19 protein-coding genes are annotated in these 26,899 nt (G+C 71.0%); 6 read left to right on the top strand and 13 right to left on the bottom strand.

What is annotated here, in order from left to right:
* Positions 1 to 2: 2 nt before the first annotated feature.
* The 5 genes from OKJ99_RS31505 to OKJ99_RS31485 all read right to left on the bottom strand — a co-directional run bounded on the left by OKJ99_RS31505 (position 3) and on the right by OKJ99_RS31485 (position 5,941).
* Entirely contained in the window at positions 3 to 2,234 is a 2,232-nt protein-coding gene (locus OKJ99_RS31505; protein ID WP_326021362.1) for an NHLP family bacteriocin export ABC transporter peptidase/permease/ATPase subunit, read from the bottom strand.
* Complete coding sequence (locus OKJ99_RS31500) at positions 2,231 to 3,028, bottom strand: DUF2118 domain-containing protein (RefSeq protein WP_326021361.1); 798 nt, start codon at positions 3,026 to 3,028, stop codon at positions 2,231 to 2,233. Before OKJ99_RS31500 ends, OKJ99_RS31505 begins: the two co-directional genes overlap by 4 nt.
* A 164-nt stretch (positions 3,029 to 3,192) precedes the next feature.
* Positions 3,193 to 3,414, bottom strand: a complete 222-nt coding sequence (locus tag OKJ99_RS31495) for a type A2 lantipeptide (RefSeq protein WP_326021360.1) — start codon at positions 3,412 to 3,414, stop codon at positions 3,193 to 3,195.
* 317 nt (positions 3,415 to 3,731) lie between these two features.
* A complete protein-coding gene (locus tag OKJ99_RS31490) occupies positions 3,732 to 4,424 on the bottom strand; it encodes a YoaK family protein (RefSeq protein ID WP_326021359.1) in 693 nt (230 codons plus the stop codon).
* Positions 4,421 to 5,941, bottom strand: a complete 1,521-nt coding sequence (locus tag OKJ99_RS31485; RefSeq protein WP_326021358.1) for a carboxylesterase/lipase family protein — start codon at positions 5,939 to 5,941, stop codon at positions 4,421 to 4,423. The genes OKJ99_RS31490 and OKJ99_RS31485 overlap by 4 nt, the downstream gene beginning before the upstream one ends.
* Positions 5,942 to 6,119: 178 nt before the next feature.
* Here OKJ99_RS31485 and OKJ99_RS31480 point away from each other — a divergent pair, with 178 nt between their 5' ends.
* Together OKJ99_RS31480 and OKJ99_RS31475 are read left to right on the top strand one after the other, a co-directional pair.
* Complete coding sequence (locus OKJ99_RS31480; RefSeq protein ID WP_326021357.1) at positions 6,120 to 7,136, top strand: LacI family DNA-binding transcriptional regulator; 1,017 nt, start codon at positions 6,120 to 6,122, stop codon at positions 7,134 to 7,136.
* 44 nt (positions 7,137 to 7,180) lie between these two features.
* Positions 7,181 to 8,032, top strand: coding sequence for an alpha/beta fold hydrolase (locus OKJ99_RS31475; RefSeq protein ID WP_326021389.1), 852 nt, complete (start codon positions 7,181 to 7,183; stop codon positions 8,030 to 8,032).
* Positions 8,033 to 8,107: 75 nt separating this feature from the next.
* Here OKJ99_RS31475 and OKJ99_RS31470 read toward each other — a convergent pair whose 3' ends face one another.
* Genes OKJ99_RS31470 through OKJ99_RS31450 form a run of 5 tightly spaced genes read right to left on the bottom strand, consistent with a single transcriptional unit; the run spans position 8,108 to position 16,216 of the window.
* A complete protein-coding gene (locus OKJ99_RS31470; RefSeq protein WP_407700805.1) occupies positions 8,108 to 10,321 on the bottom strand; it encodes a glycosyl hydrolase family 95 catalytic domain-containing protein in 2,214 nt (737 codons plus the stop codon).
* Complete coding sequence (locus OKJ99_RS31465) at positions 10,318 to 12,558, bottom strand: beta-galactosidase (RefSeq protein WP_326021356.1); 2,241 nt, start codon at positions 12,556 to 12,558, stop codon at positions 10,318 to 10,320. Before OKJ99_RS31465 ends, OKJ99_RS31470 begins: the two co-directional genes overlap by 4 nt.
* Entirely contained in the window at positions 12,555 to 13,490 is a 936-nt protein-coding gene (locus OKJ99_RS31460) for a carbohydrate ABC transporter permease (RefSeq protein WP_326021355.1), read from the bottom strand. The genes OKJ99_RS31465 and OKJ99_RS31460 overlap by 4 nt, the downstream gene beginning before the upstream one ends.
* Positions 13,491 to 13,520: 30 nt before the next feature.
* Positions 13,521 to 14,537 (bottom strand): ABC transporter permease, encoded by a 1,017-nt coding sequence (locus tag OKJ99_RS31455; RefSeq protein ID WP_326021354.1) that lies wholly within the window; start codon positions 14,535 to 14,537, stop codon positions 13,521 to 13,523.
* The gene (locus OKJ99_RS31450) at positions 14,537 to 16,216 is read right to left on the bottom strand and encodes an extracellular solute-binding protein (protein WP_326021353.1); all 1,680 of its coding nucleotides are present in this window, start codon (positions 16,214 to 16,216) and stop codon (positions 14,537 to 14,539) included. Before OKJ99_RS31450 ends, OKJ99_RS31455 begins: the two co-directional genes overlap by 1 nt.
* 225 nt (positions 16,217 to 16,441) lie before the next feature.
* Between OKJ99_RS31450 and OKJ99_RS31445 the strand changes: the two genes are divergently transcribed.
* From OKJ99_RS31445 to OKJ99_RS31435, 3 genes are all read left to right on the top strand, one after another.
* Entirely contained in the window at positions 16,442 to 19,270 is a 2,829-nt protein-coding gene (locus OKJ99_RS31445) for a glycoside hydrolase family 3 C-terminal domain-containing protein (protein ID WP_326021352.1), read from the top strand.
* A gap of 75 nt (positions 19,271 to 19,345) precedes the next feature.
* Positions 19,346 to 20,050, top strand: a complete 705-nt coding sequence (locus OKJ99_RS31440; RefSeq protein ID WP_326021351.1) for a DUF2470 domain-containing protein — start codon at positions 19,346 to 19,348, stop codon at positions 20,048 to 20,050.
* Positions 20,051 to 20,061: 11 nt separating this feature from the next.
* Positions 20,062 to 20,895, top strand: a complete 834-nt coding sequence (locus OKJ99_RS31435; RefSeq protein WP_326021350.1) for a siderophore-interacting protein — start codon at positions 20,062 to 20,064, stop codon at positions 20,893 to 20,895.
* On the opposite strand, the gene OKJ99_RS31430 is transcribed toward OKJ99_RS31435, so the two are convergent.
* Positions 20,867 to 22,618 (bottom strand): glycosyltransferase family 2 protein, encoded by a 1,752-nt coding sequence (locus OKJ99_RS31430; RefSeq protein WP_326021349.1) that lies wholly within the window; start codon positions 22,616 to 22,618, stop codon positions 20,867 to 20,869. The two genes, OKJ99_RS31435 and OKJ99_RS31430, sit on opposite strands and share 29 nt — an antisense overlap.
* Positions 22,619 to 23,163: 545 nt before the next feature.
* Positions 23,164 to 24,438, bottom strand: a complete 1,275-nt coding sequence (locus OKJ99_RS31425; RefSeq protein ID WP_326021348.1) for an MFS transporter — start codon at positions 24,436 to 24,438, stop codon at positions 23,164 to 23,166.
* Positions 24,439 to 24,529: 91 nt separating this feature from the next.
* Between OKJ99_RS31425 and OKJ99_RS31420 the strand changes: the two genes are divergently transcribed.
* Positions 24,530 to 25,654 (top strand): tyrosine-type recombinase/integrase, encoded by a 1,125-nt coding sequence (locus tag OKJ99_RS31420; RefSeq protein WP_326021347.1) that lies wholly within the window; start codon positions 24,530 to 24,532, stop codon positions 25,652 to 25,654.
* Positions 25,655 to 25,867: 213 nt separating this feature from the next.
* Here OKJ99_RS31420 and OKJ99_RS31415 read toward each other — a convergent pair whose 3' ends face one another.
* The gene (locus OKJ99_RS31415) at positions 25,868 to 26,053 is read right to left on the bottom strand and encodes a helix-turn-helix domain-containing protein (protein ID WP_326021346.1); all 186 of its coding nucleotides are present in this window, start codon (positions 26,051 to 26,053) and stop codon (positions 25,868 to 25,870) included.
* Between the last annotated feature and the right edge of the window lie 846 nt (positions 26,054 to 26,899).

The raw sequence follows: 26,899 nt of genomic DNA, 5'->3' as shown, positions 1-26,899 counted from the left end.
GTTCAGTGCTCCTTGACCAGGTCGGCGTACGGCCCGCCGGCCCGCACCAGGTGCTCGTGGCGGCCGCGCTCGACGACCTGCCCGTGGTCGAGTACCACGATCTCGTCGCTGTCCCGCACCGTGCTGAGGCGGTGCGCGATGACGACGCAGGCGCAGCCGCGCCGCCGGATGTTGTCCATGACGGTCTGCTCGGTCTCCGCGTCGAGCGCGCTGGTCACCTCGTCGAGCACGAGGATGCTGGGGCGGCGCACCAGCGCACGCGCGATCTCCAGGCGCTGGCGCTGCCCGCCGGAGAAGTTCCGGCCGTCCTGCTCGACCCTGCCGCGCACGCCGCCGGGACGGCGCGCCACCACGTCGTACAGGCACGCGTCGCGCAGCGCCTCCTCCACCGCCTCGTCGGAGATCGACGGGTCCCACAGCGCGACGTTGTCGCGGACCGTGCCCTCGAAGAGGAAGACGTCCTGGTCGACGAAGGAGACGGAGGCGGCGAGCGCGCCGCGCGGGATGTCGTCCAGGCGCCGGTCGTCGATCCGGATGACGCCCTCCCACGGTGCGTAGAGGCCGGAGATCAGGCGGGAGACCGTGGACTTGCCACTGCCCGAGCCGCCCACCAGAGCGACCTGCTGCCCGGGCCCCACCGTCAGGGAGAAGCCGGACAGGAGCGGCTTGTCGAGCGGGCTGTAGCCGAACGTGATGCCGTCCAGTTCGATGTGGCCGCGCAGCCGGCGTGTGCTCTGTACCTGCTCCGGGCGCGCGTACAGCTGGTCGACGGGGAAGTTCTCCACGTCCTTCAGGCGCGCCACGTCGGCGGCGAAGTCCTGGATGCGGCCCGCGACGCCGTTCAGCCGGGTGAGCGGCGCGGTGAAGCGGGCCACGAGCGCCTGAAAGGCGACAAGGAGACCCACCGACAAATGGCCCTCGACCGCCCGCATGCCGCCGATCCACAGGATCAGCGCGCTGTTGAGCGTCGCGAGGGTCGGCGCGACGACGCCGAGCCACGCGCTCGGCACCCCGAGCTTCTGCTGCTCCTCAAGGGTCGTCGCGTGCTGGCCCGCCCACCGCCGGAAGTAGCCGCTCTCGCCGCCGGTCGCCTTCATCGTCTCGATGAGCTGCAGGCCGGTGTACGAGGTGTTGGTCAGCCGCGCCGTGTCCGCGCGCAGCTTCTGCGTGCCCGTCGCCCGCATCCGCACGACCACCCGCATCGCCACCACGTTGAGCAGCGCGATCCCGACGCCGACCGCGGTGAGCTGCGGGTCGTAGGAGTACAGCAGCGCCGCGTACAGCAGCACCACGATCCCGTCGACGCCCGCCGCCGTCAGGTCGCGGGCCAGGGTCTCGGCGACCGCGTCGTTCGACTGGAGGCGCTGCACCAGGTCGGCCGGGCTGCGCTGCGAGAAGAACGTGACGGGCAGGCGCAGCAGATGCCCGAAGAAGCGGGCGCTGCTCAGCGTCGAGGAGATGATGCGGCCGCGCAGCAGGTTCATCTGCTGCAACCACGTCAGCACGGCGGTCAGCGCCACCATCGCGCCCATCGACGCGAACAGCGCGCCCAGCAGGGAGGTCTGGTCGCCGATGAGGAACAGGTCGATGTACGTCTTGCTGAGTGCGGGCACCACCGCGCCCACGCCGACCAGCAGCAGGCTCGCCACCATCGCGGCGAGCATCGTGCCGGTCGTGCCGCGCAGCCGTGCGGGCAGCGCCGTCATGATGCCCGGCTTGCGCCCGCCCGTACGGAAGTCGTCGCCCGGCTCCAGGACGAGGACGACACCCGTGAAGCTCGTGTCGAAGTCCTCCATCGGCACGAAGCGGCGGCCCTTGTCGGGGTCGTTGATGTGCACGCCGCGGCGCCCGAAGCGACGGCCCATGCCGTCGTAGACGACGTAGTGGTTGAACTCCCAGAACAGGATCGCCGGGCCCTGCACCTCGGCGAGCGCGGTCGGCTCCATCTGCATGCCCTTGGCGGTCATGCCGTAACTGCGGGCCGCCTTGAGCAGGTTCGAGGCGCGCGAGCCGTCCCGCGAGACGCCGCACGCGATGCGCAGCTCTTCCAGCGGGATGTGCCGGCCGTGGTACGCGAGGACCATCGCGAGCGCCGCGGCGCCGCACTCGACGGCCTCCATCTGGAGCACCGTGGGCGTGCGCACCTTGCGGCGGCGCTTGGCCGGCGGGGGAGCGGGGCGCGCGCGGCGGCGGTCGGGGCGGTGGCCGGCGGGCGGGAGGGAGGTCGTGGTCACGGCTTCAGCCAATCCATCGGGCGCTGATCGGCGAGGTGTACGGAGCCGGAGGCGAGGGTCATGGAGGCGAGCGGATAGGGCGGCCCGCCCTCGGACGACCAGGCGTACCCGGACTTGGTGTCCGCCTTGGTGAGCTCGACGAGGACCGGGACCCGGGCCCCGCCCTTCGTGAACTCGCCCGCCAGCGAGCTGTCCCCGATGAAGTCGGTGACCTGTCGCTTCGTCTCGGCGGCGCGGCCGACGGCCTTGACCTTCCCACGCAGCACGCCGTACTGCTGCGCCTGTGGCACGTTCAGGTCGACGTCGGAGCCCGCGTCCACGTTCCCGGCGCCGGTGGCGGGCACGTACAGCATCGCGAGCAGCGGATCACGCGTCGAACCGGTCTTCTCGACCGTCGCCACGTCGGAGCCCGTCGTGACGACCGAGCCCATCCGTGCGACGAGCGCCGTGACCCGGCCGGCGTCGATGGCCCGCACGGCCCGGTTGCCCTGCGCGGTCTGCACCTTGAGGAGCGGCGCGCCCGCGCGCACCCGCTGGCCCTCCTTCACGTACAGGCCGGTGACCTGCCCGGTGACGGGGGTCTGAAGGACGTAACTGCCCTGCGCGTACGTGAGGATTCCGGTTGCCTTGAGCGTCGAGGACACCGAACCGGTGACAGCCCAGACGCCGGCGGCGACCATGACGACGATGGTGACGGCGAGTACGAGCAGTCCCTGCGGCCGTGCGAGGCGCACCGGCAGATCGAGCTCCTCCGGCGACTGCAGTTTGGACAGGGCCTGTTGGCGGAACTGCACGGAGTCTTTCCCTTACCTAGCTTCCTTGCCGGGCCGGGCCGAAAGGGCCCGGTGCCCGAATGCCCCGAAAGGGTCCGGACGCCCCGAAAGCCCCGGGACACAGGGTCCCGAGGCTTGGGGTGCGCCACCCGTCAGGAGGCGGCGCGGTGATCCATGGGTATGGATCAGAGACCGGAGGTGAGGCCGGTGGCCAGGCCGGTGACGGCGCCGGCGTTGACGCCGGTCAGGCCCTCGACCGTGTTGGTCACGGAGGAAACCGTGCCGGCGACCGGGGCGATGCCCTCGACCGTGCCGGAGACCTGGCCGACGAGGCCGCCGACGAGACCGCCGGAGACGTTGTCGAGGTCCGCGTCCGAGATCTCAACGGTCTCAATGTGGTTGCTCATGATGAGCCGCCTTTCTCATGGGTATGTCCGGGTATTTCAAATTCGCGGGGCGCGCTGGAAATCGGTGGGTGCGAATCCCTGCGGCCGTCATGCGATGCCGAGGATCAAAGCATGTTGACGCGTCGCACAGCTAATCGGATCGGGTCCATTCGTAGGGGATCAGCGGGCTCAATTGCCGTCATGTGCCGGGGTGTTCACAGTCGGGTGGCACGTCCTTCACATTCTTCACGGAGAGGATTGTGAACACCCTGTGTCCCAGGACAGCAAAGGGGGACAGTCACGCATCAATGGCGTGCGGTGCTTGTATGAGGCAATGGTTACTTGCGAAGCTCCGTGACCGCCCTGCGCATTCGGTGTGCAGGTTTCTGGCACGCGACCGCGGCGGCGGCCAGGACGGCCGGCGCCGCGAATCCCCACGGCGCGGCGGCCTCCCGTACCGCAACGGCGCAGGCAGCGCCGCCGACCACGGCCAACAATCGACCGGTTACCCACAGTTGCTCCCGGCCCCGCCCCGACCCGTCGACCACCCCGGTCACATGTGTCGTCAGCGTCCCCGTGAAATAGGTGGTGGGCGCGGCGCCGGCCCCCGCCGCGATCATCGCCGCGGACTGCCCGCCCATCGCGAGCGCGGCCACGACGAGCAGCACGGTCCGCCACACCCCGGCCGGGTTCCCGCCGAGCAGACCGCCCGCCACGGCGAGGAAGCCGAGCAGCACGCACTGCGCGGCGAGACAGGCGACGACGCGGCCCGGCCACCCTGTCGCCCGCGGCTCGCGAACGCCCCGGCACACGAGAGCGGTCGCCGCCGCCCCCACCGCGTACCCGCCGAGCGCGTACAGCGGCCCCGCCACGTCGTGCCCCGAGCCCTGTCCCGCCGAGATGCCGAGCAGTACGAGGTTGCCGGTCATGACGCCCGCGAACACGGTGCCGAGGGCCGTGAACGCGAGGGCGTCCACGGCCCCGGAGGCGCCGGCGAGCAGGACGAGCGACATTTGGGCGCGTTTGTTCATGCTTGAGAAGGTAGGCCCAGCGGCGCGAAGTCGAAGCCTTCCCACAGCAGCCGCGAGGCCTCCTCCGGGTACGGAGCCGTGCGCGAGGGGGCATCGAAGACCCGGGTCGTCCGCTCGTCGGCGGTGAACGGCGCCCACCCCGGATCCCCGTCCTTCGCGAATGCGGTCCACGCCGCGCCCATCTCCTCGGACAGGGCCACGGCCTCGGCCGGGAGCGCGCCGCCCAGGAAGAGGCCGCCGAAGTCGGAGTCGAGCGTCCCGAAGACGAGCGGCACGTCCAGCGCGTGGCAGGCACCCATCGCGCCGCCCGCGCCGGGCGCCTCCCAGCACAGCTCGTACGCGTACGCGGTCCCGCCGCCCGCCGCGTGCGCCTCGGCCAGCCGCAGCGACGGCATCCGGAACAGCCAGTCGGACATGACGAGTTCATGCAGCCGGGTCGGGTCCGCGGACGGGTACGCGGCCCGGTAGCGGGCCTCGGTGTCGGGCCCGGGACCGAACCGGAGCAGCGCCTCGGCCGCCTCCTCCTCGGTCGTCTTCCCGTACCGGCCCGCCATGATGGTGAACAGCCGGAACTCGTCCCGGTTGTGCCCGACCAGCAGCTCGACGTCGCGCGCGGCGCCGCCCGCGAGCGCCTCCCACGGGGTGACGGGCAGCACTTCCCCGTCGACCACCGGCGAGAACGGGGTGGCCGTGTGGGCGACGCGGCCCCAGCGGTCCGCGTACGAGGGCAGCGCACGGATCAGGTCGTCGGTGGCATCACGCAACGCCTTCGGCGCGCACGCCGCGAGTTCGGCGGCCCCCGCGCCCGGAACCCCGAGCCGCTCCGCGATCCGCGCGCCGATGTCCCGCGCGAGGTCGAGCGTGAAGAACGTGCCCGGCACGCTCTGCGCCACCGCACGGCGCACCAGGCCCGCCGCCGACGGCATCGCGAGCAGCGCCGCCACCGAGCCCGCGCCCGCCGACTCCCCGAACACGGTGACCTGGTCCGGGTCGCCGCCGAACGCCGCGACGTTCTCCCGCACCCAGCGCAGCGCCGCCACCTGGTCGAGCAGCCCCCGGTTGGCGGGCGCGCCGTCGAAGACGCCGAAACCCTCCGCGCCGACCCGGTAGTTGAGGGTCACGACGACCGTCCCGCGGGCGGCGAGTGCGGAACCGTCGTAGTGCGGCCCGTCCGTGGATCCGGTGACGTACGCCCCTCCGTAGATGTAGACCAGCACCGGAAGGCCCGCGGCGCCGAGGTCCGGCGACCACACGTTGACCGTCAGCCAGTCCTCGCCCTCGGGGAGCTGGTGGCCCGTGAGACCGCCCACGAGGGACTGCGGAGGCGGCGGCCCGAAGGCGAACGCGTCCCGCACCGCGTCCCAGGGCAGCACCGGCTCCGGGGCCGCCAAGTGCAGCGCGTCGACCGGTGGTTGGGCGTAGGGGATGCCGCGGAAGACGCTCAGCGCTCCCTGCGTGAGTCCGCGGATCCGGCCCGATGCGGTGCGTATGGCCGCGGTGGGGGTGGCGTCGGTCATGCGTGTCCTCCCTGGTGGCTCGCCGGTGCCCGGACAGGGCGTCGAAGCGCTTCGACGGACTTCTGGACAGGCACCCTGCGCAAATCATAGGGTCGGCATGCCGAACGACGGGCGGCTCCCCGCCGACCCGCCCGCTGGGCGACCCGTCCCCCCTCGGACCCGGCTTCAGGAGAACGACATGGTCACCCTCGCAGAGGTCGCCAGGCACGCCGGAGTCTCCGCGAGCACCGTGAGCTACGTCCTCAGCGGCAAGCGGTCCATCTCGGCGGCCACCCGCGAGCGCGTCGAGACGAGCGTGCGCCGGCTCGGCTACCACCCCAACGCCGGGGCCCGCGCCCTCGCCAGCAGCAAGTCCAACATCATCGCCCTGATGGTGCCGCTGCGCACCGACATGTACGTACCCGTGATCATGGAGATCGCGACGGCGGTCGCCACCGCGGCCCGTACCCACGGCTACGACATCCTGCTGCTCACCGGCGAGGAGGGCGCCCAGGCCGTGCGGCGCATCGAGGGCAGCGCCCTGGCGGACGCGGTGATCGTCATGGACGTCGAGCTGGACGACGAGCGGCTTCCGCTGCTGCGCACCGCCAGCCGCCCCGCCGTCCTCATCGGCCTGCCGGACGACACCACCGGACTCGACTGCGTGGACCTGGACTTCGCCGCCGCGGGCGCGCTGTGCGCCGAGCACCTGGCGGGCCTCGGGCACCGCGAGATCGCTGTCATCGGCGAGGCCGCCGCCGTCTACGAACGCCGCACCGGCTTCGCCGAGCGCACCCTTACCGGCCTGCGCGAGCGCAGCGCCGAACTCGGCCTGCGACTCCTGCACCGGCCCTGCGAGGGCAGTTACGCCTCCGTGTCGGCGACGCTGTCGCGGATCTACGACGAGCGCCCCGGCACCAGCGCGTTCATCGTGCAGAACGAGGCCGCCACCGACCCGCTGCTCGCCCTGCTGCGCCAGTCGGGACGGGCGGTCCCCGAGGACGTGTCGGTCGTCGCGGTCTGCCCCGAGCAGGTCGCCCGGCACGCGTCGGTGCCGCTCACCTCGGTCGCCGTGCCCGCGCAGGAGATGGGGCGGCGCGCGGTGGAGCAGGTCGTCGCGCAGATCGAGGGCCGCGGCGCGGCCGAGGAAGTCGTGCTGCTCGCGCCCGAGTTGACCATCAGGGAGAGCGCGGCACAGGCGCCGCCCGCCGCATAGGATCACCACATCCGGTCCTGAAGCGTCAGAAAGCGAGCGTGCCTGTGCACCCGACGTACGTCCTCGTCCATGGAGCGTTCGCCAACTCCTTCTCCTTCGCGCCGCTCCAGGCGGAGCTCGGCCTGCTCGGTCACCGCTCGGCCGCCGTCGACCTGCCGGGCCACGGATTCGCGGCCACCTACCCGGCCGCGTACCAGGCCCCGCAGGACCCGGAGGGCCTCGCCTCGACTCCGGGCGCCATCAAGGGAGTCACCCTCGACGACAACGTCGCGCACCTGATCGGCGTCCTGGAACGGGCCAAGGCCAACGGGCCCGTCGTCCTCGTCTCGCACAGCCGCGGCGGCTTCACCGCCACGGTCACCGCCAACCGGCGCCCCGACCTGATCGACCACATCGTCTACGTGGCGTCCTGGTGCCCCGTCGACCTCACCGCGAGTGGCTACTACGCCGAGCCGGAGATGGCCTCGGTCGACGTCGCCGCGCTCGGTCTCGCGATGGCGGGCGACCCGGCCGAACTCGGGCTGCTCCGCGTCAACTTCCGCACCGCCGACGAGAAGGCGCTCGACGCGTTCAGGTCGGCCTTCCTCGCCGACGGAACCGAGGACGAGTTCCGCACCTTCCTCAACACCTTCCAGCCCGACGAGAACCTCGACGTCGGCACCGAGGACGACCGCGCGCAGGCCGATACATGGGGCCGCATCCCGAAGACGTACGTACGCCTCGCGCGCGACGCCAGCGTGCCGCCCGCCGTCCAGGACCGGATGATCCGCGAGGGCGACGCGCTGACTCCGGACAACCCCTTCCGCGTCCGCACCCTCGACAGCTCGCACCTGAAGTGGCTGGTCGACCCGGCGCCGGCGGCGCGGGTGCTGGCGGAGCTGGCGGAGCTTGTCTGACCGGAGAAAAGTGTCGCAGTTCTACGTATGACTGCGACACTTTTCTGAGCAGGCACCCGTCTCCCCGGGCACGAACTACCAGGCGCTGACGGTGAGGTCGCGCACGTCCCCCGTGCCGAGGCGCAGCCGTCCTCCGTCGCCCGCAGGGGTCTGAAGGTCCACGTCCGCGTCCCGGTCCGCGCGGACCACGGCCGTGCACCTGCCGCCGCCCCAGCGCAGATCCACCCGCGCACCGAACCGCGTGCGCAGGCCCCGGACCGCTCCCCGCCGCCAGTCGGCGGGGAGCGCGGGCAGCAGCACCAGGCGCTCGGGCGTGGACTGCAGGAGCGCCTCCGTGACCAGCGCGGGCAGGGCGTGCGCGGCATCGGCGTTGTAGACGTCGCGGCGCGGATAGTGCGAACTCATCAGCGACGTGTGGAAGTGGTCGCCAGCCAGGACGTGCCGCAGGCAGTCGGCGACGCGCGGCGCGTCGCGCAGCCGGGCCGCGATCAGGGCGTGGTGCAGATGGCCGTGCGCGGAATCGTTCTCGGCGCCGCGCAGTTCGAGCGCCCGCCGCGCCGCCTTCGCCAGGTCCGGGGTGTCGTACGGGGTGATGTCGTGGTGCGGCCACACCGGGTACAGATGGCTGAGGTGCCGGTGGTCGTAGCTGTCGTCGAGGCCCGGCCACGCCCACTCGGCCAGCGCCCCGTCCCCGTTGAGCCGGTAGTCGGGGAGTCGGTCGGCCAGCGCGGCCCAGCGGTCGCCGTCGGGGCCCGGGTGCCAGGCGGCGGCGGTGCGCAGCGCGTGCCGGGCCGCCGCGATGTCCATGGTGGCGTTGACGGTGCCCCAGCTCGCGTTCGCGGGCCGGTTCTCCGGGGAGTAGGAGGGCACGATCGCGATCCGCCCGTCGGGGCCCGTCCGCGTGAGGAAGTCCTCGTAGAACACGGCGAGTTCGGTGACGGCGGCCGCGAGCCAGGCGGGCCGCTCGCCGGTGGCCTCGGCCTGTTCGAGCAGCGGCGTGAGCAGCCAGTCGGCGCCCGCCGTCCACAGATGCATCGGATAGGCGCGCTGGTAGTGGTACGCGTGTCCCGACTCGCCGTCGGTGTGTGCGGGCGCGACGATGCCACGGGCGCCGAAGACGAGCCGTGCGTTGTCCCGCCAATGCGCCAACTGGCCCTGGATGAGCGCCCCTTGGGCCTCGATCGTCTCGGGCAGGTCGCAGGCGACCGCCGACGCAGTCTGGAGGTTCAGGTTCGCGTCCGTGGTGAACGCGCCCGACCATGCCGTGTCCCACTCGCCGGTCCACAGCCCGGTCAGCCGGGGCGGCAGGGCGCCCGACGAGCTGAGCAGGTGGTAGCGGCCGGCCGCGAACAGCCGCTCAAGGAGGGCCGGGCTCGACGGGTGGTCGAGCAACTCGCTGCCGGACAGGCCGCGTTGGTGGCGTGGGGCGTCGAGGTCGAAGGTGACGCGTTCGTAGGCGGGGCGGTGCAGGGCCTCGTGACGGGCGAGGAGGGTGTCGTACGTCGCGTCGGTGGAGCCGCTCGGATCGATCAGGTCCGCGAGCGCCCCCGCCTCGCGCGCCGTGTCCAGCTCCCCGGCATGCCTGCGCACCCGGGTCAGGAGCAGCAGTCCGCTCGCGCCCTCGACGCGCAGCCCCGTGCCGCCCACCGAGGTGCGCCCGCCCCGCACCAGCGCGAGCGTCACCCCCGTGAAGGCGAGGTCGCTGTCCGGGTAGTGGCAGCGCAGCGTGAGCCGGGCGCCGTACGGGGTCAGGACGACGCCGCGGCCGACGCCGAGGCCGGCGGGGACGCCGCTCAGGTGCGGGTCGAGTGCCACCTCGCCGTCGAGCCCGGCGCCGGTCACGTGCTGCACGACCACGTCGTCCGCCCGCGACACGAACACCCGCGAGCCCCATCCGCCGCACCGAGCCTGTGCCACCCCCGTCGCGAAGCCGACCGCCCGCCGGTAGCCGCGCCCCGCCCCGTCGCCGCGCACGAAGCGCACCTGGAACGCCGGATGGAACGCGCGCACCCACCGCAGCGGCCGCCCATCCGTGAACCGCTCGGCCGCCGTCACGTCACCGGCGAGCAACTGGTCCTGAAGCAACGGAAGTTCATGGGCGAGCGCGGGCGGCCCCGGCTGCGGGTCACCGTCCGGGCGGACCAGACTGTGATGGGTGACGACGACCCGGTCGTCACGCGGATCACCGAAGACCAGGGCACCGTGCCGACCGTTCCCGCTGAGGTACGCGTCCTCCCAGCGTCCGGCGGGCACGGTCTCCCAGGTGCCGTGGGGATGCTCGGGGATCACCGGGCCGCCGCGCTGCCCGACACCACGCCGGACCCGACACCCGGTGCCGCGTCCGGCCCGGCGTCCGGTGCCGCGTCCGGTCCGGAGCCTGGTGCGGTGTCTGGTGCTGCGTCCGGCCCGGCGCCCCGTGTCGCGTCTGGTGTCGAGTCTGGTCCGGCGTCTGGTGCCGCGCCCAGTCCGGCGTCCCGTGTCGCCTCTGGTCCGGCGTCCGGTGCCGCGCCCAGTCCGGCGCCCGGTCCGGCGTCCCGTGTCGCGTCCGGTCCGGCCACCGGTTCGGCCTCCAGTACCGCGACGCCGAACCGGCCGAGCGTCACCGGTCCCTCGACCCGCGCCCCGGTCAACAGGTCCCGACCGCCCTCCGCGACGGCGACCGTCACCGACTCCTTCCCGTGGTTCAGCAGGAACAGCAGTTCCCCGCGACGTACGGCCTCCACCCCTGCGGGGAGGCCGGTCGGTGGAGGCCGTACGCCCGCTTCGGCGGCGGCGTCCGCGAGCAGTGCGCGCAGGGCCTCCGGTCGCGGGAGCGTGGACAGATAGCGGGCGCGGCCGCGGCGCAGGGCGGCCGGCAGGCCGTCGAGCTCGCCGCCGCGGTACGCCGCGGTGACCTCGGCGTCGGGCGCCGCCGTCAGCTCCTCCGACCACAGCGTGCCGGTGAACGCGCCGCAGTCGACCGATTCGCCGGGCGCCAGCGGCCACCACTCGTGCAGGGTGCGGATGCCGAGCAGCTCGCGCAGCCGGGCGTCCATGCCGCCGGGCCGCACCCGGTCGTCCGCGTCGGCGACCCCCGTGAAGAACCCGCACACGAGCGCCCCGCCCTCGCGCACGTACGCCACGAGGTTGTCGATCGCCGCGTCCGTCAGCAGATACAGCTGCGGGACGACCACCAACGTGTAGGCGGACAGGTCGTGTTCGGGGTGTGCGAAGTCGGCCGTGAGGTGTGCCTCCCACAGCGCCCGGTGCCAGGCCCGCACCACCTCCTCGTACGCGAGGTGTGCCGACGGTCTGGCGTCCTGGCCGCCGGCCCACCAGGAGTGCCAGTCGTGCAGCACGGCGATGTCGGCGGTGAGGCGCGTGCCGGCGACCGCGGGACCCAACCGGGCGAGGTCCGCCCCGATCTGCTTGATCTCCTCGAACGACCGGCCGTCCGCGCCCGCGTGGCCGAGCATCGCCGAGTGGAACTTCTCCGCGCCCTGCCGGGACTGGCGCCACTGGAAGTAGCAGACGGCGTCGGCGCCGCGCGCCACGGACTGGAGGGAGAGGAGGCGGTTGAGGCCGCGTGGCTTGGGCGAGTTGACCGGGCGGAAGTTCACGGCGCCCGCCGCCTGCTCCATCAACATCCAGGGGCGGCCGCCCGCCTGACCGCGCGTCATGTCGGCGAGCATCGCGTTGTACTGCCCGGCCAGCGGGTCGCGCGGATCCGGGTACACGTCGACGGACACGACGTCCTCGTGCCGCGCCCACTCCCACGCGTCCTGCCCGGTCCACAGGGGCATGAAGTTGGTCGTCACCGGGATGTGCGCGGGCGTGTGGCGGCGGACCAGATCGCGCTCGGCGACGTAGCACGCGAGGAGCGCGTCCGAGGTGAAGCGGCGGAAGTCGAGGAGCTGCGTCGGGCCGCGCAGGTACTGCGCGTGGCGCGGCGGGATCACGTCGCCCCACGTCTCGATGTGCTGGCCCCAAAAGGCCGTGCCCCAGGCCGTGTTGAGCGCGCCGAGGGTCTCGTACTTCGCGCGCAGCCAGTCGCGGAAGGCGCGCGCCGCCTCGTCGCCGTAGTCGAAGGTGCAGTACTCGTTGTTGATGTGCCACATGCGCAGGGCCGGGTGGTGGCCGTAGCGCTTGGCGAGGTCCTCGGTGATCGCGGCGGCGTGGTGGCGGTACGCGGCGGAGGAGTGGGCGAAGTGCTGGCGCGAGCCCCACCACACGGTGTGCCCGTGCTCGTCGCGCGGCAGTGTGTCCGGGTGCAGGCGGCCCAGCCAGGGCGGCGGGGAGGCTGTCGGGGTGGCGAGGACGACGCCGATGCCGTGCGCGTGCAGCAGGTCGAGCAGGCGGTCGAGCCAGCCGAACTCCCGCGCCCCCGGCCGGGGTTCGAGCCTCGCCCACGCGAACACGCCCACGGTGACCGAGGTGACCCCGGCCTCCTTCATCAGCCGGACGTCCTCTGCCCACACCTCCTCGGGCCACTGCTCGGGGTTGTAGTCACCGCCGAACAACAGACGGCCCTCCGGCGCGATGCTCACCCCTTCACCGCCCCGATGAGCATCCCCTTCTTGAAGTGCCGCTGGACGAACGGGGACGCGACCGCGACCGGCGCGAGAGCCAGCACCATCATCGCCATCTGCAGCCCGAGCGCGGAGAGTTCACCCGCGTTGACCGCCTGGCTCAGCCCCGTCGGCAGCGCCGTGTTCTTCTGCACGAGCTGCATCAGCACGTTCTGCAGCGGCAGTTTCGTCGGGTCGTCGATATAGATCATCGCGTTGAACCACGCGCTCCAGTACGCCACCGCGTAGAACAGCGAGATGACGGCGATCACCGCGCGGGACAGCGGCAGCACGATCGTCCACAGGATCCTGAGGTCGCCGGCCCCGTCGATGCGGGCGCTGTCCGTCAGCTCCTGCGAGATGTTCATGAAGAACCCGCGCAGCACCAGGATGTTGAAGACGCTCACGGCGCTCGGCAGGATCAGCGCCAGATAGGTGTCGGTCAGGCCGAGCGTCTGCACCAGCAGATACGTCGGGATGAGCCCGGCGCTGAAGAACATCGTCGTCAGCAGCGCCATCAGCAGCGCCCGGTGCGCGAACGAGCCCGGCCGGGACAGACCGTAGGCGGCGAGGACCGACACCCCCATCGAGAACACCGTGCCGACGCCCGTCACCCCCAGGGAGACCAGCATCGCCCGGCTGACCTGGCCGCCGCCGAGCAGTTCCTGGTAGTTGACGAAGGTGATGGCCTCGGGCCACAGCACCAGACCGCCCGCCGAGTCGATGACGTGCCGCGGCGACAGGCTCGTGACGATCACCACCCACAGCGGTCCGAGCACCGCGACACAGCACACCGCGAGGATCAGGCCCTTGGCGCCGAGGCCCGCCCTGGTCGGCGGCTCCTCCCACACCGGGCGCTCGGGCGCCTGCCACTGCGCGCGCGGGCGCGGGCGTTCGACGGTGACGCTCATTTCGGGTCCACCCTCACTTCTTGTACACGCTCACTTCTTGTACACGCCCTGCTCGCCGAGCAGATGGGCGAACTTGTTGGCCGCCAGGACCAGACAGATCCCGACCACGCCCTTCACCAGACCGACGGCCGCCGCATAGCTGAAGTCGCCGTGCTGGATGCCGGTACTCCACACGTACGTGTCGAGTACTTCGGAGGCGCCCGCGCCCACCGCCCTGCGTTGCAGCAGGATCTGCTCGAAGCCCACGGTGAGCGCGTCGCCGACGCGCAGGACGAGCAGCAGCGCGATCACCGGGCGCAGCGCGGGCAGCGTGACGTGCCACATGCGGCGCCACCGGTTCGCGCCGTCCATGGCCGCCGCCTCGTACAGCTCGGGGCTGACGGAGGCGAGGGCCGCGAGGAAGACGATGATGCCCCAGCCGGCGTCCTTCCAGACCATCTGCGCGGTGAGCAGGTACTTGAAGATCCCGGCGTCCGTCATCAGGTCGAAGCCGTCGACGCCGTGGTCCCGGAGCAGCTGCGCGATCAGCCCGGCGCCGCCGAACATCTGCTGGAAGACGGTGACGACGAGCACCCAGGAGAAGAAGTGCGGCAGGTAGAGGATCGCCTGTGACAGGGCCCGCACCCGCGGCCTGATCACGCTGTTGATGAGCAGCGCGAGCGCGATCGGCACCGGGAAGAACAGCAGCAGCTGGATGAGGAAGAGGACGAGGGTGTTCTGGAGCGCGTTCCAGAAGTCGGAGTCCTCGGCCATCTTCTGGAACTGTTCGAGGCCCACCATCGGCGAGTGCAGGATCGCGGTGATGCCATTGGTGGAGACGTACGGGTTGTAGTCCTGGAACGCGACGACGTTGCCGAGCAGCGGCAGGTAGTTGAAGACGAGGAGCAGGACGATGACGGGCACGGTCATCAGGATGAGCGCCCGGTCGCGCCGCAGCCGGATCCGCCAGGTGACGCGGTCGTCCCTGCCGGAACCGGCGGAATCAGCGGAGTCGGCGGAATCGGCGGAGCCGGTGGCCCGGGGCGGGCGCTGGGTGTGCAGCGCCATCAGGAGGCGCCGCCGCTCTCGTCGAGGAGCTTCTTGTACCAGTCGCGCAGCTTGTCGCCGCCGCGCGACTTCCAGTCGCTGACCGCCTGCTGCACGTCGCCGAGCGACTTGTTGCCGCGGACGTAGTCGTCCTCCAGCTGCTCGAACTTGTCCTCCAGGGTGGCGTAGCGCGAGGGCTCGACGATCGTCATGCCGTAGAACGGCGACTTGGTGACGAACTCGCCCATCCGCTGCTGCCACTCGCACATCGCCCTGGTGATCTCGGGCAGGTCGGGATAGGCGAAGAAGGGGGCCGGGCCCGCCAGCATCTGCCAGGCGCTGACCGTCTGCGCGTTGCCCTTCTTGGTCTTGGTCGGAACGCCGTCCTTCAGGGTGAAGTGGGTGCCCTCCTCGCCGTAATAGGTGAGCATGTGCTCTTTGGTGCCGACGGGCGCGGCGGCGTAGTTGGCGGCGGCGAGCGCGTTCTTCACGGTCTCCTTGGACGCGTTCTTGCGGACGAACGCCCAGACGTTGGCCGGGGTGCCCGCGTACAGCTTCGGGTCGCCGCCGTCGTGCCCGAAGATGTCCATCGCGGCCATCTCGAAGTCGGGGAACGCCTTGCTGCCCTGCATCTCCGCGCTCTTGCCGTACCAGTAGGCGATGTCGGCGTTGCACATCATGACCTTGCCGCTGGTGAAGCGGAGCAGGCCGTCACCGGTCTGCGCCTTGGCCTCGGGGTGCACGACCCCGGCGGCGTACAGCTTGCGGGTCCACTCCAGGGCTTCCAGGTACTCGTCGCTCTCCAGGCGCTTGACGAGCTTCTTGCCCTCCAGCTTCCAGCCGAGCGCCTTCTCGCTGCCGCCGAGCGAACCGAAGAAGTTGAAGGCCGACCACTTCATGTCGTCGCAGCCGTACACCCCCGCCTTCTTGCTGGTCATCTCCTTGGCGAGGTCGAAGAACTCCTGTGCCGACTTCGGCGGCTCCCAGCCCTCCTTCTCGAAGAGGTCCTTGCGGTAGAAGGGCGCGATGTTCGGGAGGTACGAGTACGGGTACGGGATGCCGCGCAGCTTGCCGCCGAAGATGCCGCGCCGCCAGGCGTCCGCCGGGATCGCCGCGAGGTTCGGGTAGTCGCGCACCTTGCTGCCGGCCAGGTACGGGCCGAGGTCCATCATCTTCGCGACGAGCGCGGCGGGTATCTTGCCCGAAAGCTCCCAGCCGGGCACGATCAGCACGTCGGGCAGCGAGCTGGAGGCGAGCACCGCGCCGATCTTCTCGCCGTAGGTGTTGCCGTCCTGGTTCTGCCAGCCGACCTGCACACCGGATGCCTCGTTGAGCGCGGTGTAGTACTCGCAGTCGGCCTTCGGCGGCGGTCCCCAGAACGGGGCCATGACCTTCACCTTGGCCCCGGTGCCGAGCTTCTTCGGCACCGACGTCTCCAGCTTCGACAGCTCCACCTTGCTGGTGAAGCCGACGCAGGACCCGTTCTTCGACGCGATGTCGGGCGTGCCGATGGAGCGTGCCGCGTACGTCGGAAGGAGCTTCTTCGCCGACTTCCCTGAGGTCGTCCCCTCGCCCGTCTCGGCAGCGCTCCCGCACGCGGTGAGCAGGGGCACGCCGCCGGCCACGGCCGCGGCGGCGACCGCGGTGGAGGCGAGGAAGCTTCTCCGGCCGGGGCCGGTGGAGGGGGAGTTCGGCGTCATGGGAGCAACCCTTCGGGGGATTACGCGTCGCGCAGATGTCGAAGCGCTTCGATGTTGCCGCGAGATTAAGGGAGCGCTCCCACGGCCACAAGACGCGTGCGTCACATTCCTGAACGCGCTTTTCTTTCCCCGTACTTGACACCTGGTCACCGCAGTACCGAGCATCGAAGCGCTTCGAAACGGTTCCGCTCTCTCCGACTTCTCCTCCGGCCAAGGGACGCGCACGTGACCGAAAGACCGCCACTCCACCCCGGCTCCACCGCCCCTGACGGCAAGCGCGTCGACGAGCTGCTCGACCGGCTCTCGCTCGACGAACGCATCGCGCTCCTGCACCAGTTCACGCCCGGCGTCCCGCGCCTCGGCCTCGCCGCGTTCCGCACCGGGCAGGAGGCGCTGCACGGCGTCGCGTGGATGGGCGAGGCCACCGTCTTCCCGCAGGCGGTCGGCCTCGGCGCCACCTGGAACGACGAGCTGCTCCGCCGCATCGGCGACGCCGTCTCCGCCGAGGCCCGCGCCATGCGGCAGCGCGACGACCGCGTCGGCCTCAACGTATGGGCGCCCGTGGTGAACCTGCTGCGCAACCCGCTGTGGGGCAGGAACGAGGAGGGCTACGCCGAGGACCCCCACCTCACCGCCGCGATCGCCACGGCGTACACCCGCGGCCTGCGCGGCGACCACCCCGAGTACTGGCGCACGGCCCCCGTCCTGAAGCACTGGCTCGCCCACAACAACGAGACGGACCGGGACACCTCCAACGCTTCCGTGCGCCCACGGGTGCTGCACGAGTACGACCTCCGGGCGTTCAAGCGGCCCGTGGAGGCGGGCGCGGTGGCCGGTGTCATGCCCGCCTACAACCTCGTCAACGGCCGCCCCAACCACGTATCGCCCTATCTGCGCGAGCAGTTGCGGACCTGGACCGACCAGGAGCTCCTCGTCTGCTCCGACGCGGGCGCGCCCAGCAACCTCGTCGACTCCGAGCGCTACTTCGCCACCCACGAGGAGGCGGTCGCTGCCGCCCTGCGCGCGGGCGTCGACAGCTTCACCGACCACGGCACCGACTCCTCGACGATCGTCGGGCGGCTGCGGCGCGCGTACGACCAGGGGCTGATCGGTGAGGCCGACATCGACGCGGCCGTGCGCAGACAGCTGGAAGTACGGGCCCGGCTCGGCGAGTTCGCCGACGCCGACCCCTTCGACCGTGCCTGGGAATTCGACACCGACGCCCATCGCGCGCTCGCCCAGGAGGCCGCCGAGCAGGCGATCGTGCTGCTCAAGAACGACGACCTGCTGCCGCTCGACGCGCACACCCGGATCGCGGTCGTCGGCCTGCTCGCCGACGAGTCCAAGACGGACTGGTACAGCGGCACCCCCATCCGCCGCTCGACACCCCTCGACGGGCTGCGGGAACGGTTCGGCGCGGAGCGCGTCACGTACGCGGAGGGCGTGGACCGGGTGCGGCTGCGGTGCGCGGAAGGGTGGGTGTGTGTTCCCGACGTTCGCGACGAGGCGGCGCCCGAAGCCTCCGGTGCGGCCCTCGACCCCGCGCTGATCGCGGGCCGCACCGACCTGCCCCCGCTGCACGTCTCGCCCTCCGCCGACGGCACCGAACTCGCCCTGGCCGACTGGGGATCCGGCGTCCTCACGCTCCGCGCGCCCGACGGCCGCTACCTCTCGGTCGCCGACGACGGCTACGTGCGGGCCTCCGCCGAGCGGCCGGGCGGCTGGGTCGTCCAGGAGACGTACACGCTCGAACCGCACGGGAACGGTCACCTCCTGAAGCACGCCGGGACGGGTCGGTACGTGTCGGTCGCCGCCGACGGCCTGAAGGTTGCCGACCAGGGCACGGTTTTCGAGGTCGATGTCGTGGAGCGCGGCACCGACGCCGTAGCGAGGACGGCCGCCGACGCGGATGTCGTGCTCGTCCTCGCGGGCAACGACCCGCACATCAACGGCCGCGAGACCGAGGACCGCACCACCCTCGAACTCCCGCCGCAACAGGCGGAGTTGTGGCACACGGCCCGCGCCGCCAACCCGTGCACGGCCCTCGCCCTCGTCTCCTCGTACCCGTACGCCGTCCCCGACGCGCACGCCGAACTGCCCGCCCTGCTGTGGACCGCGCACGGCGGCCAGGACGCGGGCCGCGCGCTCGCCCGCGTCCTCGCCGGGGACGTCAGCCCGGCGGGCCGGCTTCCGCAGACCTGGTACGCGGCCGACACCGACCTGCCCGGCCTGCTCGACTACGACATCATCGGCTCACGCCAGACGTACCTCTACTTCGAGGGCGCCCCGCTCTACCCGTTCGGGCACGGCCTGTCCTACGCGCGGTTCACCTACGACGCGCTGTTCGTGGCCCGCCCGGACGACACGACGGTGGAGGTCACCTTCACCGTCACGAACACGGGCCCGCGCCCGGCCGACGAGGTGCCGCAGCTGTATCTGCGCCCGGTGGACGCCGCCGTGCCACGCCCACGCCGCCAACTCGTGGGCCACCGCCGCATCACTCTCGGCGCGGGGGCTTCGGAGCGGGTCACCTTCCGCGTCCCGGTCGCCGAGTTCGGCCACTGGGACGTCGCGCGCGGCCGCTGGAGCGTCGCCGGCGGCCCCTACGAACTGCTCGTCGGTGCCTCCAGCGCGGACATCCGCCTCGCCGAGACCCTGCGCGTGGACGGCGAAGGTCCCGCCCCGCGCCCCGTCCTCGCCGACGGCCTGGACGCGGCGACGTACGACGAGCAGTGCGGCGGCATCGAGATCGTCGACCGCACCAGGGCGCATGGCGACGCCGTGTCCGGGACGGGTGATGGTGAACTCCTCTACAGGGACTGCGACTTCGGAACGGAAGGTGTCTCGGCCGTGCGCCTCGATGTCGCGGGCGAGGGGATCGTGGACGTGGCCGACGGCTGCCGGGTCGAGGTGCCCGCGACCGGCGGACCGTACGACTACGTCACTGTCGAGGCCCCCTTCAGGGCCTCCGGTGTGCGCGATCTGCGCGTCCGGCTGGGCGGTGGTGTCCGCTTGGCCCGCATCACTTTCGCCCCGCGGGGGACCGGTGCGTGACGGCATGGGGGGGGCAGGGGTGACACCACATCCTTCACGTGAGTAAGGTGAGCCTTACCTAAGTTTGGAGTGGAGATGGTCAACCCAGTGGCGCACCAGGAGCTCACCCCCGCCGAGCGGGCGCGGACGATCCTCGCCGCGGCCGACACCTTGACCCTGACCCTGACCACGACCGGGTCCCGGCTGCGGCTCGACTGCGTGGGGCTCTACGCCGTGGACGCCGCGTCCCGGCTCATCCTGCTCGACCCCGCCGACCCGCGGCTGACCGCGGCGCTCGCCACGGCGCCGCACTCGGGTCTCGCCGCGTACGCGGAGTTCACCGACGTGGCCCCCGTCGTCGTACGCGACCGGGTGCGGGCCCGCCTCGCCTTCAGCGGACGCCTCGCGGGCGCGGGCCCCGACACCCTGGTGTTCCGCCCGGCGCGGGCCGCCTTCGCCGAGGACGACTCCGTGCGCGTCCTGGACGTGACGGAACTCGCCGCGGCGGCGCCCGACCCGCTGGCGGGGGTCGAGGCGGAACTGCTCTCGCACCTGGACACGGGCCACGCGGACCTGCTCGTCCAACTCGCCGAATCCGTCGGTGGGTTGAACCTGTCCGACGTGGCGGACATCCGGCCCGTACGCCTCGACCGCAGGGGCCTCGTCCTGCGCCTCGAACGCGCCGCCGAGGAGTACGAGGACGTCCGCATCGCCTTCCACACCCATGCGATCGGCCCCCACGAAGTGGGCCACCGCATCCAGGAACTCCTCGACGTCGCGGCCGCCCGCGCGCACCGCTGAACGGAGACGCCATGCAGCGCGGCAACATCACCGCCACCCGCGTCAAGCCCGAGTCGGCGCGGCCCCTGCGCCTGCACGTCCTGCGCAGTGAACGCCTCTCGCCGCACTTCGCCCGGGTCACTCTCGGCGGCGGCGACCTCGCGCACTTCCGGCCGATGGGCTACGACCAGTGGTTCCGCCTCTTCCTCCCGTCCGGGCCCGACGCGGACGCCTCGCTCGGCCGGGTCCCGGACCGGCTGACCACGGTGAGCTACCTGAAACTCCTCGGCGGCCCCAAGGAGACCCGCCCCGTCCTGCGCAACTACACGGTCCGCGCCCATCGCGCCGAAGGCCCCCAAGGCCCGGAACTGGACGTCGACTTCGTGCTCCACGGACACGACGACGAAGCCGCGGCCGGCCCCGCCGCGACCTGGGCGCAGAACTGCGGGCCCGGCGACCCGGTCGTCCTCGTCGACGAGGGCACCGGCTTCAACCCGCCCGAGGGAACCCGCCAAGTCGCCCTCGCCGCCGACGAGTCGGGCCTGCCCGCGCTCGCCGGTGTCCTCGCCTCGCTGCCCGCCGACACCACGGGCTGGGCCGTCGTGGAAGTGCCGACTCCCGAGGACCGCCAGAAACTCACCGCGCCGCCCGGCGTCGAGGTCGTGTGGGTCGACCGGGGCGACACGGCCCCGCCCGTGCCCGGCGCGGCCGCCCTGGCCCGTGCCGGTCAACTGCCGCTCCCCGACGGCCCGTTGTACGGCTGGGCGGTCGGGGAGTCGGGCCTCGCCACCGGACTGCGCCGGCACTGGGTGGCTCAGGGGGTACCGAAGGACCGCATCATGTTCTGCGGGTACTGGAAACACTGAGCGCCTGTGCCTGCTCGGCGCGCCGCGGCTCTTCCAGGACCGTCGCGACCGGAGCGGGTCTTCGGCCGGAGGCGATGAGGCGCCGGTACCGGTCGCGCAGCGCCAGGTACGCGGCGGCGGGGAACACCCGGCGCAGCACGCGGACCGCCACCTTCGCGACGCCGTGCCGTGGCTGGTGGGATGCGGTCCGGGGCCGCTCGGCCACCGCGGGCTTCTCGGCGCTCGGCACGGAGAGTTTCACCCCGGACAGGCGCGGCGCGCTGAGCCAGCCGCCCACGTTCAGGCGCAGGCACACATGCCAGGCGCCGGGTTCCAGCGGCCCGGAGATCTCGTCGACGCCGGCGGGGTCGACGGTGCACTCCGTCGTCCAGTGCATCTCCCACAGGTCGGGGTCCGCCTCGTGCGAAGTGGGCCGCAACGTGGAGGTGCCGGTGGTCACCACGAGCTGGGTGCCGCCCGCCTTGTGGTGCACGAGGCCCTGCGCCTTGGCGTGCTTGAGCGGCTCGGTGAAGTCGAGCGCGGGGGTGAGGCCGGGCAGCTCATCGAGGGGAGCGGGGGGCTGCCAGGTCCACCGCACCCGCTTCTTGCCCGACGGCGTCGCGTGCGTCGTGCGGCGGAACAGCAGCGGGGTGCTCTCGCCCGTCTTCGGGTCGGTCCGCACCAGCGATGTGCGCGTGCGGACGCGGAGCGCCTCGTCCCGCCAGGCCGCCTCCTCGACCTTCGGGAGGTGCCGCACCTCGCTCTCGAACAAGGCGTAGGCGTGGATGGCCTCGTGGTCGCCGGAGCGGCACAGGCGGGAGAGCACGCGAAGGCGCTCCGGCAGGTGCCGGTCGACGGCGTCGGGCAGATCGGCGGCGAGCTCGATGACCTGCTGCCGCCAGGCCGCGCGGCGCTCCTCGTCCTGGCCGAGGAACCCCTTCCCGGTGAGCCGCTTCAGCGCCTTGCCGCCGTACCAGTTGGCGGTGAACCGGTGCCGCAGCTCGTCGTCCGACACCTGGGTGTCCGGTGCGTGCAGCAGGGCGATGATGCGCCGCACCGAGCCGATGTAGGGGGCGGGCTCGATGGGGGTGTAGCTGATGTTGTGCTTGCCGTTGCGGTGCCGCACCCAGTGGTAGGTCGTGTAGTCCGGCACGGTGCTGACCTGCTTGGCCAGCAGGTAGGCCCGCAGCGTGAACAGATGGTCCTCGAGCCGTACCCGGCCCTCCTCGAAGCGCAGTTCGTGGTCGAGCAGGAACTGCCGGCGGAACAGTTTGTGCACCGTCATGCTGCCCAGCAGCACGGGGTTCTCGCGCACGGACCCCCGCTCCAGCGGCTTGGCGAACGGGGCCCGCGGGGCGCCGCGCCCGTGCCCCGCCATGCGCCCGATCACGATGTCGGCGTCGGTGTCCTTGGCGCGCGCGTAGAGCCGCTCCAGCGCTTGCGGGGCCAGCCAGTCGTCATCGTCGACGAAGTGCACGTACTCGCCCCGCGCGCGGGCGACGCCGGTGTTGCGTGGGCGGCCGGGCCAGCCCGAGTTGGTCATGGGGACGACGTGCATGGTGTCCTCGTCGGCCAATTCCCTTTCGAGGAATGCGACCGTGTCGTCCGTGGATCCGTCGTCGACGTAGAGAACTTCGAAGTCCGTGCGGGGCATGGACTGTTTCCGCAGTGCGGTGAGGCCCACCATGACGTCTTCGCCAGTGTTGTGGGTCGGAATGATAACCGTGACTTTTACGGGGGTCATATAGGTGTGTCAATCCGTGCGCTCGGACCAGTTCCGAGGAGAGGGCTCGTAACCTAGCAGCGGTTACATCCTTCACAGAAAAGGCACTTCCATGGTCACCCCGCAATATGAATATCGCACGGGATATGAAGGGTCACCGTTTCGAGTGATGTGGGACGGGCCCCACCATGGGCGCGGGCCATGTCTGCGACGGTGTCGGCCATGGCTTCTCTGTGCCGGACACTCCTGAACGGCCTCAGTACGGAAAGCGTCTCAGGCAGTTCGGATACAAAGGCCGGATTGTATCCTTCGAACCCGTTCCGCATTTCCTGGGGAAACTGCAGAAGCGCGCCGAGGGTGACCCGGACCGACCGGCACATTTTCCCCTGCGGGATCGGCCGTTCGGACGAGCTGAGTCCCATGTACGTCGAGTGGAACTCCATGAACTCGCTGATTTCCCCGAGCGACTACGGGAAAGCGACGTACAAGTGGTTCACGAAGGGCCGACGCGGCCCCCGTGCCCGCTCCGGGGGAGCGGAAGCACGAGGCCGCGGGCTGAGGGGCTCTCAGCGGTCGAGCTCGCCGTGCGCGCTCTCCGGCAGCCGCAGATAGACGACCGAGGACACGAGGCACAGCACGGCGACGTACCACGGGAAGAGCCCGCTGTGCCCGAGGTCCTTGAACAGCGTGCCCATGTACGGCGCCGTGCCGCCGAACAGCGCCACCGTCAGCGAGTAGGGGAACCCGATCCCGGCCGCCCGCACCCGCGCAGGGAACACCTCCGCGTTGACCGCCGCCGAGATCGACGTGAAGCCGGTGAGCAGCACCATGCCGGCGCACTGCGTGAACAGCAGCGAGGCGAAGGAGCCCGTCAGCGAGTGCAGCAACGGGACGCTCAGCAGCGCGAATCCGAGCCCGAAGAACAACAGCAGCGGCTTGCGGCCGAAGCGGTCGGAGAGCATCCCGCCGATCGGCTGCAGCAGCGCGAAGAACGCCAGCGAGATCGTTCCCACGGTCAGCGCCTGCGACTTGTCGATGTCCGTGTTCAGCTCCGCGTACGTCGGCAGGTACGAGGTCCACGTGTAGTACGCGAGAGTGCCACCGGCCGTGATGCCGCAGATCAGCAGCGACTGCCGCGGGTACTGGCGCAGCGCGTCGAAAAGCCCCGGCCGCTCGTGCACCTCGCTCCGCGTCTCCTGCGCCCCCTGCCGGATCCAGAACCCGACCAGGCTGAGCACCGCCCCCGCCAGGAACGGCACCCGCCAGCCCCAGCCGTCCATCTGCCCCTCGGCGAGCGTGGCCACGAGCACCGCGGCGACGCCCGACGCGATCAACTGCCCGATGGACGTGGACACATACTGGAACGACGAGAACAGCCCGCGCCGCCCCGGCCCCGCCGACTCCACGAGAAACGTCGTCGACGCCGCGAACTCCCCGCCCACGGACAGCCCTTGGAGCAGCCGGGCGAGCACCAGGATGACGGGCGCGAGCACCCCCACGGACGCGTACGTCGGGGTGAGGCCGACCAGCAGGCTGCTGCCGCCCATCAGCAGAATGGTCACCGTCAGCGCGGCCCGCCGCCCGCGCCGGTCGGCGACGGCCCCCATCAGCAACCCGCCCACCGGCCGCATGAAGAAGCCGACCGCGAACACCGCGAAGGTGGCGAGCAGCGGAACGAGCGAGTTGTCGGCGCCCTTCGGAAAGACCTGGTCGGCGATGTACGTCGCCAGGAACGTGTACGCGTACCAGTCGTACCACTCGACGGCGTTGCCGACGGAGGCGGCGAGGAGTTGGCGGACCGGGTGAGCGGGTGGGGCCTCGGTCTTGATCGTCTCTGTCATGATCCCGACGCTAACCGCGAGAACTCCCAGCTCACACGTGGTTTGACGGAGTCGAAACATTCCGGTCAACCCCAAGCAGCCCGCCCGCGGCATGGGCACCTTCGCCAAGCCGTGCAGCTGCAGCCAGCCCACCCGTTGCCCGCACCCGTACTTCATCCGCTACCGCGACGCGGCCGGCAAGCAGCGGGAGGAGTCCGGCTTCCGCACGCAGGACGCCGCCAAGGAGCGGCTCGTCGAGCTGTACGTGCGGAAGTCCAACACACCCGCGTCCAAGGCCGAACTCATACGCCACTACGGCCAGATGCGGTTCGAGGAGTTCGTCGGCGACTATATGGGCCGACAGCGGCGACTCGCGTACGGAACCGCGTACGAGTACGAGCACCTGGCGCGCAACCACCTGATCCCGGAACTCGGATCACGGCGTGTGGAGACCTTCAGCCCGATGGTGGTCGAGAACTTCCTCACGACGATGGACCGCCTGGGAACACCCGACCCCACCCAATTCAAGGTCTACGTCCTTCTGAAGACGCTGCTGCTCGACGCCTACCGCAAGGGTGCGATCAACGAGCATCCTCTGCAGGACGTCGACGCGCCACAGTACGAGGCCGAGAGGGCCATCGTGCCCACCAAGGAACAGGTGGCCGGGATCAAGACGGCTGCGAAGCACGACCGCTTCTCGATGTTCGTGGACATGATGGCCGGCTGTGGTCTGCGCAACGGAGAGGCGCTGGCCTTGAACGTGAACAACATCGTGGCTGACGACGTATATCGCGTCACGGAGCAGGTCCACTACCGAACGAAGCGGCTTGAGAAGCTCAAGCACCGGAAGCCTGGTGAGTTCCGTGAAGTTCCGCTGCCTCGGAGCATCCGGGAGGGGATCGAGCGCTTCGTAGAGGAGTACGGGACCACCGAGGACGGTTACGTCCTCCGAGGAGCCCGTGCGAAGCACATGAACCACAGCACGATCAATTACATCTGGTACCGGAAGCTGCCCGGCAAGGACGTGGACATCCCTGACGGCATGTCCATCTATGGGTACCGGCACTTCTTCGCGGCGAACTGCCTGGCACACAACATCCCCATCACGGATGTCGCCGAGTGGATGGGGCACAAGAACATCGACGTGACGTTCCGGATCTACCGGCACTTGATGCCGGCTTCGATCGGGCGAGCGGCGAGGCTCCTCGACCGAGGGCTTCATGATTTCGCCGCCTGAAGAGATCTCGGGAGTCGGTCGCGGCCTGGGTTGGGTGGGCGGCGGCCGGTATCGAGGGCCACCAGGGTTCTGTCGTGTTCCCGCAATGGGCGCTCCCGGTACCCGCGTGCTCGGCCATCAGCCGAGGAGGGGCCACTCAGAGTCGAGCGTTTCGCATTTGGCGCGTGATACGCCGGACGCCCCGCAGGCCAGTGCTTCGGGAGCCTCGCCGTATCAGCCGAGACGCTGCTGTCGAGCCCACGCGTCCACGTCGCGGACCTTGAACTGCAGCTTTGCGTTACGTCCGGCCCCGAACTTGTAGGCGGGCAGGCCCAGTCGAGGCGCGTCCCGATAGACCCACGTGATGGACATGTTGAGGTACTCGGCGGTCTGCTTGGCATCCATGAACTGCGAGGGCATCGGACCTCCAGGTTGGGCGTGGGAGATCAGTGTGAGTTCGATGTGCCACTTGGCTGTGCCGTAATGGGCCTGGTAGGAGAGCGTGGATGGTTGGGCTCGGGAACTACCGAGTGAGGCTGCCCCTCTGAAGTGGACAGGTTGATACTGGGACGGAAGGGGGAGGCCCCTGATGCGGGTGCGATCGCACCGATCAACCGGTCATGTGAGCCCTGACCACCTACGACCATCAAATCCCTTGGAATCGATCACCTAAGCTTGGCGTTTATCCCCGGCGGGCCTGGTGTTCCTTGATTGACTCGGCGCGTTTGGCCGTCTTCCCGACGTCGTGGTGCTTGGCCTGGCGTTTGTTCTTCGCACCGGGAGGCCGTCCCGGTCCTGGCCGGGACGGTTCCGGTGCGGCCGTGCGACAGCCTCCGCTCGTACCTGCAGAGGCTCCGAAACCCCCGCCGGGCCCGGGCCCGGGCCGGGGAGACGGGCGGACCGGTGGGCTGCTCCCATGGGCGGTGGAGGTCAGCTGCCGCGTCACGGGTGAGCCTCAGCTGGGCATGGGGGGCGATCACGAGCCAGGTCCACCGGTCCGGCCCCCAGTGTGCAGCCCAGCCGCGCTGAACGGCAGCGTGGGATTCGCGGCGCCGAGGCTACACAGCGGCGCCAGCCTGAGAGGACGAGCGGCTGAGGGCGGGGCCACCCGCACCCACTCCGCGGCCAAGGTCGAGTATCTCTCCACCCAACGCTCGGAAATCTGTAGTGGCTGGAGTAGACATTGGGTGGTGGTGTGGTTATGGTTTCTCTTGTAGCCGAGATCGAGCAAGCCCGGCAGAGATGAACTGCAGGGCAGCAGTACCG

The sequence above is a fragment of the Streptomyces endophyticus genome (genome assembly GCF_035798155.1).
In the GTDB taxonomy this organism is placed as follows: Bacteria; Actinomycetota; Actinomycetes; order Streptomycetales; family Streptomycetaceae; genus Streptomyces; species Streptomyces endophyticus.
Note: the sequence above shows the minus strand (reverse complement) of the source record. Positions and strands in the feature narration are given on the sequence as shown.